General features: G+C 59.1%; 19 protein-coding genes and 1 pseudogene. 4 read left to right on the forward strand and 16 right to left on the reverse strand.

The window, feature by feature from the left end; translation table 11 throughout:
• Positions 1-94 precede the first annotated feature (94 nt).
• On the forward strand, positions 95-1,291 hold the full coding sequence (locus MKZ87_RS02360; RefSeq protein ID WP_416383540.1) for an MFS transporter: 1,197 nt from the start codon (positions 95-97) through the stop codon (positions 1,289-1,291).
• Positions 1,292-1,560: 269 nt separating this feature from the next.
• Here MKZ87_RS02360 and MKZ87_RS02365 read toward each other — a convergent pair whose 3' ends face one another.
• Positions 1,561-2,544 carry an MDR family oxidoreductase gene (locus tag MKZ87_RS02365; RefSeq protein WP_085701977.1) on the reverse strand — a complete coding sequence of 328 codons (984 nt, stop codon included), beginning with the start codon at positions 2,542-2,544 and terminating at the stop codon, positions 1,561-1,563.
• A gap of 48 nt (positions 2,545-2,592) precedes the next feature.
• Entirely contained in the window at positions 2,593-3,225 is a 633-nt protein-coding gene (locus MKZ87_RS02370) for a TetR/AcrR family transcriptional regulator (RefSeq protein ID WP_085695998.1), read from the reverse strand.
• 613 nt (positions 3,226-3,838) lie between these two features.
• Here MKZ87_RS02370 and MKZ87_RS02375 point away from each other — a divergent pair.
• On the forward strand, positions 3,839-4,207 hold the full coding sequence (locus tag MKZ87_RS02375) for a hypothetical protein (RefSeq protein WP_085701979.1): 369 nt from the start codon (positions 3,839-3,841) through the stop codon (positions 4,205-4,207).
• A gap of 147 nt (positions 4,208-4,354) precedes the next feature.
• On the opposite strand, the gene MKZ87_RS02380 is transcribed toward MKZ87_RS02375, so the two are convergent.
• Positions 4,355-5,257 carry a LysR family transcriptional regulator gene (locus MKZ87_RS02380; RefSeq protein ID WP_166673454.1) on the reverse strand — a complete coding sequence of 301 codons (903 nt, stop codon included), beginning with the start codon at positions 5,255-5,257 and terminating at the stop codon, positions 4,355-4,357.
• Between the two features lie 123 nt (positions 5,258-5,380).
• Between MKZ87_RS02380 and MKZ87_RS02385 the strand changes: the two genes are divergently transcribed.
• Positions 5,381-6,811 (forward strand): aldehyde dehydrogenase family protein, encoded by a 1,431-nt coding sequence (locus MKZ87_RS02385; RefSeq protein WP_085701981.1) that lies wholly within the window; start codon positions 5,381-5,383, stop codon positions 6,809-6,811.
• A 22-nt stretch (positions 6,812-6,833) separates the two neighbouring features.
• Here the strand turns inward: MKZ87_RS02385 and MKZ87_RS02390 are convergent.
• The 9 genes and pseudogenes from MKZ87_RS02390 to MKZ87_RS02430 all read right to left on the reverse strand — a co-directional run.
• Positions 6,834-7,014 (reverse strand): annotated as a pseudogene (locus MKZ87_RS02390) (hypothetical protein); the annotation flags it as partial.
• Positions 7,015-7,097: 83 nt separating this feature from the next.
• Positions 7,098-7,328, reverse strand: coding sequence for a hypothetical protein (locus MKZ87_RS02395; RefSeq protein WP_085696003.1), 231 nt, complete (start codon positions 7,326-7,328; stop codon positions 7,098-7,100).
• 117 nt (positions 7,329-7,445) lie between these two features.
• On the reverse strand, positions 7,446-7,679 hold the full coding sequence (locus tag MKZ87_RS02400; RefSeq protein ID WP_085701982.1) for a hypothetical protein: 234 nt from the start codon (positions 7,677-7,679) through the stop codon (positions 7,446-7,448).
• Positions 7,680-7,750: 71 nt separating this feature from the next.
• Entirely contained in the window at positions 7,751-9,376 is a 1,626-nt protein-coding gene (locus tag MKZ87_RS02405) for an ABC-F family ATP-binding cassette domain-containing protein (RefSeq protein WP_085701983.1), read from the reverse strand.
• A 143-nt stretch (positions 9,377-9,519) separates the two neighbouring features.
• A complete protein-coding gene (locus tag MKZ87_RS02410) occupies positions 9,520-10,557 on the reverse strand; it encodes a DNA topoisomerase IB (protein ID WP_266200201.1) in 1,038 nt (345 codons plus the stop codon).
• Positions 10,558-10,630: 73 nt separating this feature from the next.
• A complete protein-coding gene (modC, locus tag MKZ87_RS02415; protein ID WP_266200202.1) occupies positions 10,631-11,713 on the reverse strand; it encodes a molybdenum ABC transporter ATP-binding protein in 1,083 nt (360 codons plus the stop codon).
• 3 nt (positions 11,714-11,716) lie between these two features.
• Positions 11,717-12,397 carry a molybdate ABC transporter permease subunit gene (gene modB / locus MKZ87_RS02420; RefSeq protein ID WP_085701986.1) on the reverse strand — a complete coding sequence of 227 codons (681 nt, stop codon included), beginning with the start codon at positions 12,395-12,397 and terminating at the stop codon, positions 11,717-11,719.
• Complete coding sequence (modA, locus tag MKZ87_RS02425; RefSeq protein ID WP_085701987.1) at positions 12,398-13,153, reverse strand: molybdate ABC transporter substrate-binding protein; 756 nt, start codon at positions 13,151-13,153, stop codon at positions 12,398-12,400.
• Between the two features lie 173 nt (positions 13,154-13,326).
• Complete coding sequence (locus tag MKZ87_RS02430; RefSeq protein WP_085696009.1) at positions 13,327-14,388, reverse strand: NAD(P)H-dependent flavin oxidoreductase; 1,062 nt, start codon at positions 14,386-14,388, stop codon at positions 13,327-13,329.
• 214 nt (positions 14,389-14,602) lie between these two features.
• On the opposite strand from MKZ87_RS02430, the gene MKZ87_RS02435 reads away from it, so the two are divergent.
• Complete coding sequence (locus MKZ87_RS02435; RefSeq protein WP_085701988.1) at positions 14,603-15,142, forward strand: alcohol dehydrogenase catalytic domain-containing protein; 540 nt, start codon at positions 14,603-14,605, stop codon at positions 15,140-15,142.
• Between the two features lie 166 nt (positions 15,143-15,308).
• On the opposite strand, the gene ada is transcribed toward MKZ87_RS02435, so the two are convergent.
• The 4 genes from ada to MKZ87_RS02455 all read right to left on the reverse strand — a co-directional run bounded on the left by ada (position 15,309) and on the right by MKZ87_RS02455 (position 18,108).
• The gene (ada, locus tag MKZ87_RS02440) at positions 15,309-16,376 is read right to left on the reverse strand and encodes a bifunctional DNA-binding transcriptional regulator/O6-methylguanine-DNA methyltransferase Ada (protein WP_085701989.1); all 1,068 of its coding nucleotides are present in this window, start codon (positions 16,374-16,376) and stop codon (positions 15,309-15,311) included.
• 88 nt (positions 16,377-16,464) lie between these two features.
• On the reverse strand, positions 16,465-17,127 hold the full coding sequence (gene alkB, locus MKZ87_RS02445; protein WP_085701990.1) for a DNA oxidative demethylase AlkB: 663 nt from the start codon (positions 17,125-17,127) through the stop codon (positions 16,465-16,467).
• A 5-nt stretch (positions 17,128-17,132) separates the two neighbouring features.
• A complete protein-coding gene (locus MKZ87_RS02450) occupies positions 17,133-17,846 on the reverse strand; it encodes a 2OG-Fe(II) oxygenase (RefSeq protein WP_085696013.1) in 714 nt (237 codons plus the stop codon).
• 91 nt (positions 17,847-17,937) lie between these two features.
• Entirely contained in the window at positions 17,938-18,108 is a 171-nt protein-coding gene (locus MKZ87_RS02455) for a hypothetical protein (RefSeq protein WP_170929678.1), read from the reverse strand.
• Positions 18,109-18,115 lie beyond the last annotated feature (7 nt).

The following is an 18,115-nucleotide window of genomic DNA, read 5'->3' on the forward strand; positions in this document are numbered from 1 at the left end:
CAACTGGCGGTCGGCCGCTCCACACAGATTATTCATAAGGGCAGTGGGGATGACCCGGCTGATGACAGAAGGAAGCACCATCGTGGTCAATACAATGCGCTCCAGCGCCAGGGTGATTATTGGCAGTGCGCTGATTCTGGCGCTGTCGTTGGGTATTCGACATGGATTTGGCCTGTTTCTGGCGCCGATGAGCCTGCAGTTCGGTTGGGGGCGTGAGATATTTGCCTTCGCGATTGCCTTCCAGAATCTGTTGTGGGGGCTGGCCCAACCATTCGCAGGAGGGCTGGCCGATCGTTACGGTGCGGGCAAAGTCGTGTTCACCGGCGGCGTGCTCTACGCTGTGGGTTTGTTGTGCATGAGCTTTGCAGATTCACCGTCGAGCCTGATGCTCAGTGCGGGCGTACTGGTGGGCATTGGTTTGTCTGGCACGACGTTTTCGGTGATTCTGGGCGTAGTCGGCCGGGCGTTACCGCCGGAAAAACGCAGTATGGGCATGGGCCTGGCCAGCGCTGCCGGCTCGTTCGGTCAGTTCATCATGTTGCCTGGCTCATTGGGAATGATCGAGGGGCTGGGCTGGTCCAAGGCATTGCTGATGCTGGGTGTACTGGTCGCCTTGATCTTGCCTTTGGTCAGTATGCTCAAGGACAAACCGCTCCCTGTCGTCGGCGTCCAGCAAACTCTGCGTGAAGCCTTGCATGAAGCTTGTACCCACTCGGGATTCTGGCTGCTGGCATTCGGTTTTTTCGTCTGTGGTTTTCAAGTGGTGTTCATCGGCGTGCACCTTCCGGCGTTTCTACTGGATCAACATTTACCAGCCACGACCAGCACAACGGTGCTGGCGCTTATCGGCCTGTTCAATATTGCCGGCACCTATGTCGCCGGCTGGATAGGAGGGCGATACTCCAAGCCGCGCCTGCTGACTGTGCTGTACTTGTTGCGTGCGCTGGTGATTGGCGTTTTTCTTGTAGTGCCGGTCACGGCTTTCACGGCTTATCTGTTTGGCATTGCCATGGGGGTGCTGTGGCTCTCGACGGTTCCATTGACCAACGGCACGGTTGCGACGATTTTTGGCGTGCGAAATTTGTCGATGCTCGGCGGTATTGTTTATCTCTGCCACCAACTCGGTGCCTTTCTGGGTGGTTGGTTGGGGGGCGTAGTCTATGACCGCACTGGCAATTACGATCTGGTGTGGGAAATTGCCATTGGGTTGAGCCTGATCGCCGCAATCGTCAATTGGCCAATCCGCGAGCGACCACTATCTCGCCTCGATATCACAATGGCTAAGGCATGAGAAAAGGAGTGCTGGCAACCCTGCTATGCGCAGGGGGCTTGTCGCTGGCAGGCGGTTGGATCGGCTGGATGCGCGTCGGTTTGCAAGCATTACAGATCGGGCCGGGCGCTTGCGGGTAGCGGTGCCCTATTGCGGATCGACAATAAAATTTGTCAAGAGATGGGCTCAAGACCGCATGACCGGACGCTGCGCAGCTGTTGCCATGTGTGGCGTGTTCCCCACCGCGCAGTGCCCTATGCATCGTTGCAAGAATGGCGACTGGTTGTTACTCAGCCGTTGACATTTACTATGAGGCGGCCGCGTATTTTTCCGTCAAGTAAATCCTCCGAAGCCACCAACGCCTGTTCCAGACCAATTTCCCGGGTGATCAGGGCAAGGTTGTTCAAATCCAATTCTTTCGCAAGTCGCTCCCACGCCTCGATACGTCTAGATTTGGGTTGGGTCACGCTGTTGATGCCCAACAGATTGACGCCTCTCAAGATGAATGGTGCAACTGAAGAGGGAAAGTCCATCCCCTGCGCCAATCCGCATGCCGCAACGCTCCCCTCGGCTTTGGTTGCGGCGCAGACATTGGCCAGTGTATGACTGCCTACCGAGTCGATTGCGGCTGCCCAGCGCTCTTTGACCAGAGGGCGTCCCGGAACCGAAAGTTCGCCTCGGTCGATGATCGTATCAGCCCCCAATGCTCGCAAATAATCGGCTTCTTGGGGCCGTCCGGTCGACGCTATGACGGTATATCCCCGCCGTGCAAGAAGGGTGATTGCAAAGCTTCCGACCCCACCATTTGCCCCAGTGACCAGAATCGGCCCTTGATTCGCAGTGAGACCATTTCGCTCAAGCGCCATGATGCAAAGCATGGCGGTATATCCTGCGGTTCCGACTGCCATTGTTTGGCGTTCATTGAGCCCTTCAGGCAGCGGTATGAGCCAGTCACCGTTGACTTTGGCCATCTGGGAAAGTCCGCCAAAATGACTTTCGCCTACGCCCCAGCCATTGAGCAGGACACGATCGCCTGGTTTATAGGCCGAATGAGAGCTGGCTTTTACAGTGCCCGCAAAATCGATACCGGGCACCATCGGGAATTGTCGAACGACCGGGCTTTTACCGGTTATCGCGAGCGCGTCCTTGAAATTCAACGTGCTATAAGCGACCTGTACCAAGACATCCCCATCCGGTAACTGGGCTTCGTCGAGATCGGCCAATCGGGATTGATAATGTTCACCGCGTTTTTCGGCAACAATCGCTCTAAACATTTTGAATCTCCTTACTTTAGACTGATCGTCTTTAAAAGGGCGGAAGCTTCACCGAGTGATGCCGGCGAGAAATCCTGAGAAGAAAATATCCAGCGGGGAAACATTCCCGACGAGTTTGGCGCGCAGCACTGCGCCCTCCCAGCCAATCCAAAAAAAGGCAGCAATGGATCTGCAGTCGGCTTGCTGCGATAGCTCGCCAGCGGCGACTGCCTTTTCCAGACAGGCTGCTACAAGAGCCTGCCAATCGTTCAACACAGCGTCGACCCGCACTCGAAAACCATCGGGCAGAGCAAATACTTCCTGGCCGAGGTTGCCTACCAGACAGCCTCGGCGAAACTCATGTCTGGACATCCCAGACTTGGCATCCTCAACAAAGTTTGCCAAGCGTTGCAGGGGAGGGAAGTCGGGGTTTAGCAGATGGCGCTCTAGTTTGCGTGCAAAGAAATTTGCATAAACCTCAAGTACCTCCATGCCAAAGGCTTCCTTGCTGTCAAAGTAGTGATAGAACGAGCCTTTAGGCACCTGAGCAGATTTTAGAATGCTGTCGATACCGGTACTGGCAAGGCCTCGTTCAGTAAGCATTTCCACCCCGCGGCGAAGCAAGATTTCGCGGGTATCATCATGCTCTCGGGCAACTTTTGGAGGACGTCCTCTGCGGACTGGAGATTTGGTGTCGGTCATGCAGGTACTTTAGACCGATCGTCTTTAATGTCAACTCTCAATCTCAGAATAGAGTGCATAATCACAAGCTGAGGTCAGCATGCCGTTAACTACGCTCCTGCGCTGTGACGATCTTGTCGCCACTGGCAATTACTACCGCGAAACTCTCGGTTTCACCGTGAGTGACTCCGCTGCGTCAACAATCACTGTGCGATTGGATGACTGCAGTCTCATCTTTACTGAACAGGATATTTGGGGAGTACCAGTCGGGTACTCGGGTACGCTCTACTTGGCGATATCGAATGTAGATAGTTATTACGAGTCAGTGATCAACAACGCCAATATCGCTTGGGCACTTCAAGATACTGACTATGGTTCAAGGGAGTTTGGACTGCGCGACTGCAATGGCTACTACCTCGCGTTCACACAAAAATCGGTAGTCTGAATCGCGGTCAGCCTAGCAGGTTATTAAAGTTCCAGACCTGGCCGACACCAGACATTCACGGACGTCTGCTGTTGGCCGAAAGCGGTAGCCTGGTACGGCAGGTTTCGGCTAGAAGCGCACTCGACAGTTAGCCGCTGATGTCTCTACGCTGATCGATCTGGTGAAAGCACACCACTAAAAGGAGCAGTCATGTTGGTAGTTGCCATTGATCGAGATAGCGTTCATGCGGGAGATGATCTGGAAAGTCATGCAATATCGATCACACTCGATCAATCAGCAACACTGCGCACCTTGATCGAAGTGATACAAGATTTGGACTACCTACCTCTTATCAGTGGAGGCAAGGCCACTTGGGTTGTTTATTCATCTGGCAAACCATTAGGTGTTTTAGCCCAGCAATGGCCAGAACCTAAATGGGTCGTGCGCCCCGAGAGCATCGTGGATCAATATTTCGGCAATATCGAGCCTCGCCTACTTTTCAGATATTGGTGTCAGGCAGATCCAGATGAGGTCTTTTCGGATGCCCAGGCCGGAAACGAACTGCCATCACGATTTTAGGATAGGCAGGAGGCATTGCTTCAGATCAATGCGGTTCAGATTACTGCTGTGGGTCGATAGCTGCCTCCTTGAACGACTGCTTCTGGCCGAAAACGGTCCTTTCTGATTTGGCCGAAGGGGGGACGATAAAAAGGCGGCGGAACATTATCAAACCACCGTGGGCCGCAACTCCTGCGCCAGTTCAATCAGTGCGCGCAATCGCGCCGGCACGAAGCGATGGCCCGAGTAGTAGAGCCTCAACCCGCCAAACGACGGGCACCATGGCATCAACACCGGCACGAGGGCGCCGCTCGCCAGTTCTTCTTGGATGAACCACTCGGAAATGAAGCCAATGCCAAGGCCCAACACCACGGCCTGTTTGATGGCCAGCAACTCGTTGGAGGCGAAGCGCACCGGCAGATCCATCTGCAGCTTTTGGCCATCGCGCTCCAATTCCCACTGGTAGAGGCCACCATGGGCCATGCGCATGCAGATGCTCTGGTGGGTGAGCAGATCTCGCGGATGCTCGGGCACGCCGTGGCGTTCGAGGTACTCGGGCGTTGCTACCACGAGCATCCGGATGTCACCTGACAGTGGCACGGCAATCATGTCTTGCGGCACAGATTCCGCCAGGCGGATCCCGGCGTCGAAGCCACCGGCGATGATGTCGACCATGCTTGATTCGCTGACGATGTCGATGCGCACTTCGGGATAGCGCTGAGCGTACTGCTTCAATAGCGGATCCAATAGCAGGTAGGCCGCGCCATGCGGTGCATTGATGCGCAATGTGCCGCTGGGTTCATCGGGGCCGAGGCTGGCTTCTTCGCCGGCACTTTTGATCTGCGCCAACGCAGGTGCGATGCGTGCCACATAGCGTTGCCCGATGTCGGTGAGGGCCACGCTGCGCGTGGAGCGATTGAACAGGCGAACTTTCAGTCGTGCTTCCAGGCCGGCCACCGCACTGCTCACGGCGGTAGTGGACATGCCCAATTCCTGTGCTGCGCCGCGAAAACTGCTGCGGCGCGCCACGGCCAGAACCACTTCCAGCTCGGTCATTCCTGTTCTGTGCATGGATTGTCCTGAATATGCGGATGCTTCATAAGCCAAAGGGTGGCTTATCGGAATAATGAACCCTTCTTAGACTTCATCACAGAGGCTCGATTCAGGCGAGTCGTTTTTGAGCGAGGAGTCGCCATGCAACTCATTGAACATATCTACATCGACGGCGAGTTCGTCATTCCGCACGGTCAGGAATGGTTCGACCTTCATAACCCGAGCACCGAGGAAGTCATCGGTCAGGTTCGGCTGGGCGATGCATTGGACGCACAGCGTGCGATCGCAGCCGCCAAGGTTGCGTTTCCGGCGTGGTCTCGTACCAGTCGGGAGGAGCGCATTGCGGCACTGCAACGCATGCACCGGGCCATGGCGGCAAGGGAGGAGGAACTGCTGGAAGCCATCCTCGTGGAATACGGCGCGCCTGCGGTTCGCGGGCGCTGGATGGCGACTTATCCGGCCGATGTGATTGCGCAAGCAATCGATGCACTGGAGGCGTTCGATTTCGAGGAACAGGTCGGCGTGGCCAGGGTCATTCTGACGCCCGTGGGCGTGACCGGCCTGATTACGCCCTGGAACAGCAATGCGGGCTTCATCTGCAACAAGCTGGCCACCGCGCTGGCGACAGGCTGCACCGCTGTCATCAAGCCCAGCGAAATGAGCGCGTTGCAGACGCAGGTCGTGGTCAGGGCGTTGCACGAAGCGGGGCTGCCACCGGGTGTATTCAATGTCGTCAACGGACGGGGCGATGTGGTTGGCGAGGAGATCGCCCGTCATCCCGACGTTGCCAAGATCTCGTTCACGGGTTCGTCCGCTGTCGGTCAGCATCTGGTAAGAACCGGTGCCGACACCATGAAGCGCGTGACGCTCGAATTGGGCGGCAAGTCCCCCACCGTGGTGCTTGACGATGCTGATTTCCAGGCGGTCATGCCGTTGGTGCTGCAAGCCGGATTTCTCAACAGCGGCCAGGCTTGCATCGCGGGCACTCGCATCCTCGTGCCGCGCAGCCGGCTGGCAGAGTTCGAGCGAATTGCGAAGGAGGGTGTCTCACAGATTCAATCGGGCGATCCACGCAACGCCGACACCGACATCGGTCCGATGGTGAGCCAGAAACAATGGGAGCGGGTGCAGCGCTACATCCGTACCGGCCACGAAGAAGGCGCGAGGTTGCTGGCGGGTGGCGAAGGTCGCCCGGAAGGCTTGCATGCCGGATGGTTCGTGAAGCCCACGATCTTCACTGATGCCACCAACCGGATGCGCATCGCGCGTGAGGAAATTTTCGGCCCCGTGCTGACGATCATCCCCTACGAGGATGATGCCGATGCGATCAGCATTGCCAACGATACGGACTATGGGCTGAGCGCCCTGGTGCTGGGAAAAAGCTCCGAACGTTGTATGAACGTCGCCCGTCAGATCGATTCGGGACGCGTGCTCATCAACACCCTGGCCCACGAACCGCGTGCCCCTTTCGGTGGATTCAAGCATTCAGGCCTTGGGCGCGAAATGGGCAGGTGGGGGATGAGCGCGTATTTGGAGCCAAAGACGTTGATCGGCTATGACCCATTGAAATGACTGGGTCAGGTCCCTGTCTTGCAGTCCTGGAATGGCGAGCCGCGCGCCGGGGCTGCATTGCGCTGTTCTTTGCGGGCATCCTTGTATGCGTCGGTATTGCGGCAGCTGCGGCACTTCACTCGATTGAGTTCGCTGCTCGAGGAGAGGTTGTTGCCCTTGTGCCCACAGGCCAGATGCCCGTTTACTTTGAAATGAATGACCATGAGACGTCTCCTTGGTGACGTGTAAAGGGTTTGACCTTACACACCTCCAAGACGTTCTTTCATGCAGCAGGTGAACCGATGTCCTACCTGAAGCGTGGCAACGGCCGGTCGATCGGTTTGAGCGATGACAGGGTGCTGCGAATCAGCGGGGTATCCTTTTCGATATCGTTCAACCGGTCGCGGATGCGCAGGGCGGTAGGGTGTCCGCCTTGATGGTCGACCCAGTCGGCGATCTCTTTGCAGGCTGCCGCGAGACGCGCCTCCCTGGCCTCGAGCAAGGTAAGGAGAGTGGTGATGGACTCTTTTTCGGACATGGAACACCTCCGTTCATTAATCCGCTCGGTGGCAGCAAAAAGCTCGCGAGGGCGAGCTTTCTGCCGTTGGGGCGCTGCTCCTTCAGCTGATTTTGAGTATAGACCCGTAAATGACCGCTATCGGCCCGAAGACTCGGGTGCGGTCACTCGCGAGCTGGCGGCGTTGAGCCGATGACATTCCTTGCGGGCGTCCTCTTCCCGATCGTAGCCATCGCCGATGAAACCGCCGGTTCGCGTGTCGCAGATGCGATACCAGCCTTGGGCTTCGGCGGGCTCATGGAGGGTTTCTCCTGCGCGCCGACCGTGGATGACGATCTTGTTGCAGCGCTTCACGACGAATATGTCTTCCATGGCGTCACCGCAGCTGATTCGTACCAGATCAACTATAGAAGCCCTGACCGATCGTGCAAAAAATAGGCAAGTCAGTTCGTCGGTTGCAGTTGCCAGCCTGATCGGTGCCAGCGCAGACAGTGGGTCGGATTCAACGCCTCAAGGAAGTGCTGATCGTGGGAAACGGCGACAATGGCGCCCGGAAATGTCTGCAACGCTCGTTCGAATGCTTCCACCGATTGCAGATCCAGATGGTTGGTCGGTTCATCCAGCAGCAACAGCTGCGCAGGATCCGCTCGCCACAAGGCCAGCGCCAATGCCGCTTTCAGACGCTCGCCACCGCTCAATGCTGCACAGAGACCCGTGGCGCGGCTCGCATCCAGTTGCAAGTGCGCGAGATAGCTGCGCAGAGTGCCCTCAGTGAGCGCGGCTCCCTGCATCATCAGTTGCTCGGTGATAGAGCGCTGATCGTCCAGTTGCGCCAATTGCTGATCCAGGAACGCGAAGGGCACGTGGGTTGTGGCAGTACCATCGACAGGTGTCAGTTCCCCGGCGAGCACTTTCAACAGCGTTGATTTGCCACAGCCGTTTGGCCCGCTGACAGCGATGCGCATCGGGCCATGGATCGCAAGATTCAGCGCATCGTTCGGCAACCATGGCAGCCGAGCGTCAATCAGCGTGCAGATCTGTCGGTTGTTCGGCACGGCGCTGCCGGGCAGATTGATCAGCACACTGTCCTCAGGCTGCACCTTTGCGTAAGCCTCGCGCACCTGGGCGTCGAGTTCTGACTTGCGGGCCTTATGACCCTGACGGACATGCCCCATGATTTCCCGTGCCGCGCCCTTGATCGCCACGTATTCGAAACTGGCAATGTTGGCGGTTTCGGCGTTGCGACGGGAGTTGGCGGCGTGGCGCTGTACCGTGTCGTGTTCGCGCCGTAATCGAACCCGCTCGCGCTGGCGTTCGCTTCTGGCGTGGTCGAGACGTGCCTGCGCAGCCGCCTGATGAATTCGCTGATGTTCGCGGAACGCCGAATAATTACCACCGAATTCAACGGCGCCCGACGCGCTCAGCTCGACGATCCGCTGCATCCGGTCGAGCAGTTGCCGATCATGGCTGACGACGATCAAACCGGTGTGCCAGCGCTCAAGCGAGTTCATCAGCCATTGGCGTCCGGATGTATCCAGGTGGTTGGTCGGCTCATCCAGAACCAGCAGCGGAGCCTGACTCAAAAAAGCGCCAATCAGGGCAATCCGCGCTTGCTGGCCGCCGCTGAGGTTGCCGGTCTTGTCGGTGAAGGCGACTTCGCTCAGTCCTGAGTCATCGAGCAAGCGGCGCAACCGCTCTGCCAGATCCCATTGTTCGCCAATAAGTTCGAAATCCTCGACTGATCCGCAGCCCTGGTTCATTCGCTCCAGAGCCCGAAGAATCGCGGCGCAGCCGGTGGACTCGGCGACTGTCTGGCCGTGTGTCGCGACAACGTTTTGCGCCACATAGGTTGTCGCCACGGCGCGCGTCACGCTGCCGCTGGTGGGTTGCCAATGTCCTGCGATCAGGCGCGCGAGTACGCTTTTGCCAACGCCGTTGCGCCCAACGATGGCGGTCGGGGTGTGATCGAATTTCAGATTGAGTGCAGTGAAAATCGTCTCGCCATTGGCGAACTGAAAACCCAGTTGATTCAGGGAGACGAGAGCAGGCGTACGCGAGACGTGAGTCATCGGCACCTCCAAAAAATGTTGTGAACACTGACAAGCGCCATGACCGGCGTGTCGCGATTACATTTTTGAAGGCTTAGTTGTTCACTTCTGCGATCGTCCTGGGGAGGTAGGAGGGCGTAGCCTAGTCCAGATGGGCGCAGGCTTCAAGGCGCGCCTGCTTGCTCGGCCATGCGCTCAAGGAACAGCGCCAACGCAACTTCTTCCTTGCGCAGGCCTTTGCGGATGCGCGGTTTCGGCAACTCGGCCAGGGCCCCGAGCATGAAATGTTCGACCACTGCCGGGTGGATATAGCACTTGCGACAGACTGCCGGCGTGTTGCCCAATTGGCGGGCGACTCCCTTCACCATCTCGACCACATGCCGCTTGGCCTCGGTCTCGGACTCCCATTGCAGTTCCCGCAGGACCGCCAGAGCGAGGGCGCTGCCGGCCCAGGTCCGATAATCCTTGGCGGTAAAATCTGCACCGGTCAGGGTTTGCAGGTAGGTGTTGACGTCAGAGGAACTGACAGTGTGCCGCTCGCCGTTTTCATCCAGATACTGGAACAGGTTCTGTCCCGGAATTTCCAGGCAGCGCTTGATGATGCGAGCCAGTCGCCGGTCCTTCACCGTGATCTGGTGTTCAATACCGCTCTTGCCGCGAAACTGAAACAGGATCGCACTGCCGTTGACCTCGACATGCCGGCTGCGCAGGGTTGTCAGGCCGTAGGAGCGATTGTCCCGGGCGTATTGCGTGTTGCCGACGCGGATCAGCGTGGCGTCGAGCAGCGTGATGACCGTGGCCATGACTTTGTCGCGGCTGAAACCCGGCGCTGCCAGCAGCTTCTCCAGCTGTTTACGCAGTTTGGGCAGCGCCAGACCGAACTCGCGCAGGCGTGAATACTTGTCCGCGTCGCGCACTTCGCGCCAGCGCGGGTGATAGCGATATTGCTTGCGTCCACGGGCGTCGCGGCCGGTGGCTTGCAAATGGCCGCGCGGGTCGGCGCAAATCCACACGTCGGTGTAGGCCGGTGGAACGGCCAGCGCGTTGATGCGTTTGATTTCGTCAGGATCGGTGATGCGCTGGCCTTTGGGATCGAAGTAGGCGAATTTTCCGCGCAACTTTTTGCGGGTGATACCGGGCTGCGTGTCATCAACGTAATGCAGATCAGAAGGCAACACTTCGGTGAGCACAGTATCGGGCATGGCGGACTTCCTTCGCGGCAAATCAGGCTGTTAAAGCCATTGACCACGCGCCATGACGGTCGTGCCCGCGGATTTAAGCCAGTACCGCGACAGCCTTGATCTGTGCCCACAATGACTGGCCCGGATGCACGCCAAGCTGGTCCCGAGAATACCGAGTGATGCGCGCCAGCAACGGTGTTCCCCCGGCATCGAGGCGGATGAGCACGTGCGCAGCGTTATCGGCTGGTTGCTCGCTGACGACTGTGACCGGCAGGCGATTGAGGATGCTGCTGAATTCGCTGTTTTGCAGGGTCAGGCTGATGTCCCGCGCGTGAACCTTGCATCGCAGTCTCTGGCCCTTCGCCAACGGCGGCGCGTGGGTCACGCGAATGTTCAGGGGCGAGTCCGGTAGTTGCAGGGTGAGCAATTGATAGTCGGCATCGTACCCGCTGACCTGGCCTTCGATGATCACGCCGGCGTCGTTGTCCATGGCCAGGGGCAGGTCGAGCCGTGCCAGGGTTTCGCCAATCGGGCCGCTGGCCAGCGCTTTGCCGTCGCTGAGCAGCACCAGATGGTCGGCGAGCCTGGCCACTTCGTCCTGCGCGTGGCTGACATACAGCACGGGGATTTCCAGTTCGTCGTGCAGGCGTTGCAGGTAAGGCAGGATCTCTCTTTTGCGCTGACTGTCGAGGGCTGCCAAAGGCTCATCCATCAGCAGCAGCCGGGGGCTGGTCAACAATGCGCGAGCGATGCCGACACGCTGACGCTCACCGCCGGACAAGTGTTGCGGGTGGCGATCGAGCAAGTGGCCGATCCCCAGCAGTTCGGTGGCTTGGGTCAAGTCGACCCGGCGCTGTGCCCTGGCAATGCGCTTGAGGCCGAACTGCAGATTGGCCAGTACCGACAGATGCGGAAACAGGCTCGCTTCCTGAAACACATAACCGAGCGTGCGTTTGTGCGGCGGCACGAAAATGCCTTTTTCGCTGTCCTGCCAGACTTCGTCATTGATGCGGATAAAGGCGTGCGGCGCACGCTCAAGCCCGGCGATGCAGCGCAGACAAGTGGTCTTGCCCGAACCGGACTGACCGAACAGCGCTGTCACACCGCGACCGGGCATCTGCAGGTCAACATCGAGGCTGAAGCCTGACCAGGCCAGTTTCAGACGTGCATCAATCATCGATCAGCTCCAGCCCGCGCGGGTCTTGCGGCTGGAATACAGCGCCAGCAACACCAGAAACGAAAACACCAGCATCGCCCCGGCCAGCCAGTGCGCCTGGGCGTACTCCATGGCTTCGACGTGGTCGTAGATTTGTACGGAAACCACCCGGGTCTTGTCGGGAATATTCCCGCCGATCATCAGCACCACGCCGAATTCACCAACGGTGTGGGCGAAGCCAAGGATCGCTGCAGTGATGAAGCCGGGACGCGCCAGCGGCAGGATCACGCTGAAGAAGGTGTCCCAGGGATTGGCGCGTAATGTCGCGGCCACTTCCAGTGGGCGAGTGCCGATCGCGGAGAAGGCGTTTTGCAATGGCTGCACCACGAACGGCATGGAATAGAGCACCGAACCGATCACCAATCCAGTGAAGCTGAAGGTCAAGGTGCCGAGCCCCAGCCATTGGGTGAAATGGCCAATGAAGCCATTGGGGCCGAGGGCCAGCAGCAGATAGAAACCGATGACCGTCGGTGGCAGTACCAATGGAAGGGCGACAATCGCGCCGACTGGGCCGCGCAGCCAGGAACGGCTGCGCGACAACCACAAGGCAATCGGAGTGCCGACGACCAGCAGGATTGCGGTGGTCAGAGACGCCAGCTTCAGGGTCAGCCATATCGCCGCGAAATCGGCACTCGTCAGCGACATTTACAGCTGATAACCGTAGGACTTGATGACCGCAGCGGCTTTCGGGCCCTTGAGGTAATCAACTAGCGCCTTGGCAGCGGCGTTGTCTTTGCCTTTGTTCAGGATCACCGCGTCTTGCTTGATCGGGTCGTGCATGTTCGCTGGAACGATCCACGCCGAGCCGCTGCTGACCTTGCCGTCCTTGTAGATCTGCGACAGGGCAACGAAGCCCAGTTCGGCGTTGCCGGTGGACACGAACTGGTAAGCCTGGGTGATGTTCTGGCCTTCAACGATCTTGGCTTTGGTGGCCTCAGTCAGATTCAGTTTTTCCAGCACCTGAGTGGCGGCCAGACCATAAGGGGCGGCTTTCGGGTTGGCGATGGACAGGTGCTGATATTCGTTTTTCTTCAGGACGTCGCCTTTGGCATCGACGTAACCTTCCTTGGCCGACCACAGTGCCAGGGTGCCGATGGCGTAGGTGAAGCGCGAACCCTTGACGGTGTCGCCTTCTTTCTCGAGTTTTTCAGGGGTGGTGTCATCGGCCGAGAGGAACACGTCGAACGGCGCGCCATTTTTGATCTGGGTGTAGAACTGGCCCGTGGCGCCATAGGCAGCGACCAGCTTGTGTCCGGTGTCTTTTTCGAAATCGGTGGCAATCGCCTGGATCGGTGCGGTGAAGTTGGCCGCGACGGCGACTTGCACTTCGTCGGCCTGGGCGGCGCCGATGGCGAATACCGCGAACAGGACAGGGGCAAAGCGGGTGGCACGATTGATCATGTAACGGCTCCGTGAATGGCAAGTGCAGTGGGCAGTTGTTATTGGAGGGATAGACTGCGCCGTACGATGGGGTGAAACGCTATATAGAGAAATATATAGCGAAATGCCGCCAAACGGGAAGCACTGCTTTTAAACCGAGTGAGGGCGTCACGCTCCTCACTCGCTCGGGTAGATCACCGCGTCAATTTTGCCAGCGCGCCTTCAGCCAGTTGCCGGGTCAGTTCAGCGGTGCCAAGGTCTTTGCCGAGCGTGAACGCCTGACCGGCCCACAGGTTACTGAATTCGGCTTCGCCTTTTGCGCGCAGCGGCATCAAGGCACCGCCAGCCAGCGGAAAGGCAGGGGCCTTGTCCGACATCGGGCCCAGTTCGCGCATCACTCGATTGAGAATCCCCCTTGCCGGACGCCCGGTAAACAGATTGGTTACCGCCGTCTCGCTTTCCTTGGCGGTGCGCAAGGCCTTGTGGTGCGAAGCACTGACTTTCGCTTCCGGGGTAAACAGATACGCCGTGCCGACCTGAACCGCCGAAGCGCCGAGCATGAACGCTGCTGCCACGCCGCGTGCATCGGCAATTGCACCGGCAGCAATCACCGGCACACTCACCGCATCGACCACTTGCGGCACCAGCGCAAACGTACCGACCTGACTGCTCAGGTCAGCGCTGAGGAACATCCCGCGATGACCTCCGGCCTCGTAACCCATGGCGATGATCGCGTCGCAACCGTTCTGCTCCAGCCAGATTGCTTCGTCGACCGTGGTTGCCGACGAGAGGATTTTCGCGCCGGTGGCCTTGACCCGATCCAGCAAGGCTTTTTCCGGCAGGCCGAAATGGAAGCTCACCACTTCAGGGCGAAATTCTTCCAGCACCTCGCAGGCGGCCGCATCGAAGGGCGCACGGTTGGACACCGGCGTCGGCGCATCGAAATCGACACCCAGTTCGCGATAGTAGGGCTCCAGCAGATTTTTCCACTCTCGCGCCTTTTGCTCATCGGCGGCCGGCGGTTGATGGCAGAAGAAGTTGACGTTGAACGGCTTGTTCGTGCCTTGGCGAATGGTCTTCAGCTCTTCGCGCAGTTGCTCGATGGTCAGCATCGCAGCCGGCATCGAACCGAGGCCACCGGCGTTGCACGCTGCGATGACCATCGAAGAATTGGTGGCACCGGCCATGGGGCCCTGGATGATCGGCAGTTCGATGCCGAAAAGGTCAAGAATGCGGGTATCAGGCCATTGGCTCATGGGATAGCTTCTCCGACGACAAAACAGGGCAGGGACGGTAGCAGCCGGTTTTTTAACGCAAAGCCACTCCCAAGACCAGCACAGATTTGTAGCTTGAACAGCCGGCGCTGGCTGTGCGTTCGGGTCCGATTGGCTAAAGGTCGAGTGGGGCAAAATGTTGCAGTGTGCTATTCCAATCCCTCGACATCCTGATTTCCACCCGTGAGAGGCAGTCATGTTCACAGGCATTTTGATCGACAAAGACGACAGCGGTTATCGCGCCAACCTGCAAGAGATTGATGACGAGCAGTTGCCTGCGGGCGATGTGACGGTTCGTGTCGCGTACAGCACGCTGAATTTCAAGGACGGCCTGGCGATCACCGGTAGCAGCCCGGTGGTGCGCAAGTTCCCGATGGTTCCGGGGATTGATCTGGCGGGCGTCATCGATTCAGTCGGCAGCCACACGCTTGCCAATGCCTGCGCCAGTACCCGGGCCGAAGGCACCGTGGCCGCATGCGGTCTGGCTCAGGGCATGGATTTCCCGGCGTCTGTGGCGCCGTTCATTTTGCGTGGCGTGACGCTGGCCGGGATCAACAGCGTGACCCAGCCCAAGGCTCGCCGCATCGAGGCCTGGAATCGTCTGGCGAAGGATCTGGATTTTGCGCTGTTGCCACTGATCAGCCATGAAATCGGTCTCGGCGAAGCTCTTGAGGCGGCTCCGAAGTTGCTCGCGGGTCAGTTGCGCGGACGGGTTGTGGTCGACGTCAATCGCTGAGACCTCAGCGCCATCGCGGCCCGCCCGGAGCATTCGATGTCACCGCCGGGATTGCGGTGACCGGGCCGTCAGCAGACGTCGAGACGAACCGGATCGAAAGCGGAAAATTTGCCACCGACTTCGAGGCCTGTCGGGCCCCGAATCGGTGGCGATTTACATCGCTGCGTTAAACCTGCGTTTCGCGCAGCAACAGCTCTCGCTTGCGTTCCACGCCCCAGCGGTAGCCGCTGAGGTTGCCGTCGCTGCGCACCACGCGGTGGCACGGAATGGCCACCGCGAGGCTGTTGGCGCCGCAAGCCTGGGCCACTGCGCGCACGGCTTTTGGCGAGCCGATACGCAAGGCGATGTCCGCGTAGCTGGCGGTGCTGCCGACCGGAATTTCGCGCAGCGCCTGCCACACACGTTCCTGAAACACCGTGCCGCGCACATCCAGCGGCAAATCCAGGCCGATGGCAGGCGCCTCTATAAAGCCGACGACGCGAGCGATCAGTTGTTCGAACTCGGCATCGGCACCGATCAGGTTGGCCCGGCGAAACTGGTCCTGCAGGTCGCACACCAGTTGGTGCGGATCGTCCCCCAGCAGAATCGCGCAGATTCCGCGCGCGCTCTGCGCCACCAGAATGGCGCCGAGCGAGCACTGGCCGACGGCGAAGCGGATGTCGTTGTTCTGCCCGGCTGCGCGGAAGTCGCCGGGTTTCATGCCCAGTACCTGATCGGCGGCCTCGTAGAAACGGCTGTTGGAATTGAAACCGGCGTCATACAACGCCTCGGTCACCGAGCCGCCGTCCGCCAGACGCTGACGGACCCGGCGCGAGCGATGTGCGGCGGCGTAGCCTTTTGGGGTCAGACCCGTTGCGGCCTTGAAGACGCGATGAAAGTGGAAGGCGCTCAGGCCAGCGGTTTCGGCGAGATCGTTGAGTGCCGGCAGGCTGTCCGACGCTTCGATCTGGCGACAGGCTGCCGCGACGGTGGCGGCATGCTGAGCAGCGACTTCGGTCTGATCCTTGCTCGCCCGTTTGCTGGGACGATAGCCCGCGGCCTCGGCTTCTCCGGCGGTGTCGAAGAACTCGACGTTCTGCGGTTTCGGCAAGCGCGCCAGGCTGCTGGGGCGGCAATAGATGCCGGTGGTTTTCACGGCATAGACAAACTGGCCGTCTGCCCGAGGGTCGCGTGCCACGACAGCGGCCCACCTTGGATCGTCTTCAGTGTTCAGCGAGGTGGAAAGCGTTTTCATGATGGAGAGTCCGTTGACCTGTTGAATGTCAGGTTAACCAGTGCCACCGGCCGGAACACTCCGACCCTTGCGGTCAAACTTTGCAGGATTATCCAGCGGTACGAAACGTCAGGTTGAAACGCTGCTCGCCCAGGCGCGGATGCCGACCGGGCTTGATCGGCAGGATCCCGTGGTAGCGCAGCCGGTCTACACCACCCCAGATCACCATGTCGCCGTGCAGCAGCGAGATTTTCTGGCTCCTGTCGCCGCGTGCGAAACCGCCGAACAGGAACGTTGCGGGTAGGCCCAAAGACAGCGAAACGATCGGCGCTTCGTAGGTTTTTTCGTCTTTGTCCTGATGCAGCGACATCTTTGCGCCTGGGACATAACGATTGATCAGGCAGGAGTCCGGAACGAAGTCGGCAAATCCGGCGCTTTTCGCTGCCGTCAGGGCCAGCTCGCGAAACACTTCGGGCATGGCCGGCCAGGGCTGATGGCTCACGGGATCTTCGGATGAATAGCGGTAGCCGCTGCGATCGGTGATCCAGCCCACTGCTCCGCAACTGCTGGTGGCCACCGACATGCTGAAGCCCCCGGGCGTCATCATGTGGCGCAGCGGGGCGCGAGCGATGATCGATTCCAGGGCCGGCAACAACTGCTCGATTTGTGGAAGGGCAAAGCCGCGCAGCACCCAGGATTGTTCACCGATCTGTTCGGTGCGCCGGGGCTGTTCGGATTCTGTGTCGGCGAACAGGTCGAAGGTGGTTTGCATGATCGTCAGGTCGCGTCGTGGAAAATGATGCCCAGAGTATGCCGTGTTCCGCTGTGCAATCGGCTGACGCCGTGGCGCATGCTTACTCGATAGTCGCCGCGCGTGCCTTTGACCGGGCGCTGGTTGACGGCAAAGATCAGCGCGTCGCCTTTTCTCAGGTCCATCACCAGCGGGCGCGACTGCATTCTCGGGCGCTGTTCAGTCAAAACGAACTCGCCGCCTGTGAAATCTTTGCCAGGTTCTGACAGAAGAATCGCCACTTGCAGCGGAAAGACATGTTCACCGTACAGATCCTGATGCAGACAGTTGTAGTCCTGCGGGCCGTATTGCAGCAAGAGCGGGGTAGGCCGCAATTGACCGGCGGCGTGGCAGCGATGGAGAAATTCGCTGTGCTGTTCTGGAAAGCGTTCAGGCAGCCCCATTCGCTCATGCCAGCGGTTGGCCAAAGGTACAAGTCGCGGGTAGAGCGCGCTGCGCAGGCGTTCGACCACGGGCGGAAGCGGATAGCGCAGGTATTTGTATTCCCCGCGCCCGAAACCGTGGCGGGCCATGATGACTTGGGATCGAAACGGTTCACTTTGTGGGTAAAGCGCACTCAATCGATCACAGGTGTCCGGGCGCAGCAGCGTACGGACGACCGCGCAACCGTCCTGGTCCAGTTGCTGCTCCAGGGCGATCCAGTCGAGCGCATCGAGCGGAGAGACGGATGAGCGTGACATGCTGATTCCTTGGCTTGCATTCAGGTCTCAGTGTGGGCCGTCCACCCGCTCGGAACACTCCGCCGCTTGCGGTCGAATTGTCATCCGGGTTTTACAGGGCCTTGCTGACGCTGATGTCGCTGATCACATCGTCACTCTGGCCGTGCAAGGCATCCAGTGCTGCCTTGGCTTCTTCCGGCGTGCCCTTTTCCAGTTGGGCGAACTCGAAACGGCGTTCACCGTTGAGTTTGTACTTGATCACGTATTTGGTCGTTTGGGCCACGTTGATG

The sequence above is a fragment of the Pseudomonas sp. MCal1 genome, from assembly GCF_026341415.1.
Classification (GTDB): Bacteria; Pseudomonadota; Gammaproteobacteria; order Pseudomonadales; family Pseudomonadaceae; genus Aquipseudomonas.

What these genes read in the sequence shown, in the direction of transcription:
- MKZ87_RS02360 (WP_416383540.1), top strand. Translation starts at nt 95, where the DNA reads ATGCGCTCCAGCGCCAGGGTGATTATTGGCAGTGCGCTGATTCTGGCG.
- MKZ87_RS02365 (WP_085701977.1), bottom strand. Translation starts at nt 2,544, where the DNA reads ATGTTTAGAGCGATTGTTGCCGAAAAACGCGGTGAACATTATCAATCC.
- MKZ87_RS02370 (WP_085695998.1), bottom strand. Translation starts at nt 3,225, where the DNA reads ATGACCGACACCAAATCTCCAGTCCGCAGAGGACGTCCTCCAAAAGTT.
- MKZ87_RS02375 (WP_085701979.1), top strand. Translation starts at nt 3,839, where the DNA reads ATGTTGGTAGTTGCCATTGATCGAGATAGCGTTCATGCGGGAGATGAT.
- MKZ87_RS02380 (WP_166673454.1), bottom strand. Translation starts at nt 5,257, where the DNA reads ATGCACAGAACAGGAATGACCGAGCTGGAAGTGGTTCTGGCCGTGGCG.
- MKZ87_RS02385 (WP_085701981.1), top strand. Translation starts at nt 5,381, where the DNA reads ATGCAACTCATTGAACATATCTACATCGACGGCGAGTTCGTCATTCCG.
- MKZ87_RS02395 (WP_085696003.1), bottom strand. Translation starts at nt 7,328, where the DNA reads ATGTCCGAAAAAGAGTCCATCACCACTCTCCTTACCTTGCTCGAGGCC.
- MKZ87_RS02400 (WP_085701982.1), bottom strand. Translation starts at nt 7,679, where the DNA reads ATGGAAGACATATTCGTCGTGAAGCGCTGCAACAAGATCGTCATCCAC.
- MKZ87_RS02405 (WP_085701983.1), bottom strand. Translation starts at nt 9,376, where the DNA reads ATGACTCACGTCTCGCGTACGCCTGCTCTCGTCTCCCTGAATCAACTG.
- MKZ87_RS02410 (WP_266200201.1), bottom strand. Translation starts at nt 10,557, where the DNA reads ATGCCCGATACTGTGCTCACCGAAGTGTTGCCTTCTGATCTGCATTAC.
- modC (WP_266200202.1), bottom strand. Translation starts at nt 11,713, where the DNA reads ATGATTGATGCACGTCTGAAACTGGCCTGGTCAGGCTTCAGCCTCGAT.
- modB (WP_085701986.1), bottom strand. Translation starts at nt 12,397, where the DNA reads ATGTCGCTGACGAGTGCCGATTTCGCGGCGATATGGCTGACCCTGAAG.
- modA (WP_085701987.1), bottom strand. Translation starts at nt 13,153, where the DNA reads ATGATCAATCGTGCCACCCGCTTTGCCCCTGTCCTGTTCGCGGTATTC.
- MKZ87_RS02430 (WP_085696009.1), bottom strand. Translation starts at nt 14,388, where the DNA reads ATGAGCCAATGGCCTGATACCCGCATTCTTGACCTTTTCGGCATCGAA.
- MKZ87_RS02435 (WP_085701988.1), top strand. Translation starts at nt 14,603, where the DNA reads ATGTTCACAGGCATTTTGATCGACAAAGACGACAGCGGTTATCGCGCC.
- ada (WP_085701989.1), bottom strand. Translation starts at nt 16,376, where the DNA reads ATGAAAACGCTTTCCACCTCGCTGAACACTGAAGACGATCCAAGGTGG.
- alkB (WP_085701990.1), bottom strand. Translation starts at nt 17,127, where the DNA reads ATGCAAACCACCTTCGACCTGTTCGCCGACACAGAATCCGAACAGCCC.
- MKZ87_RS02450 (WP_085696013.1), bottom strand. Translation starts at nt 17,846, where the DNA reads ATGTCACGCTCATCCGTCTCTCCGCTCGATGCGCTCGACTGGATCGCC.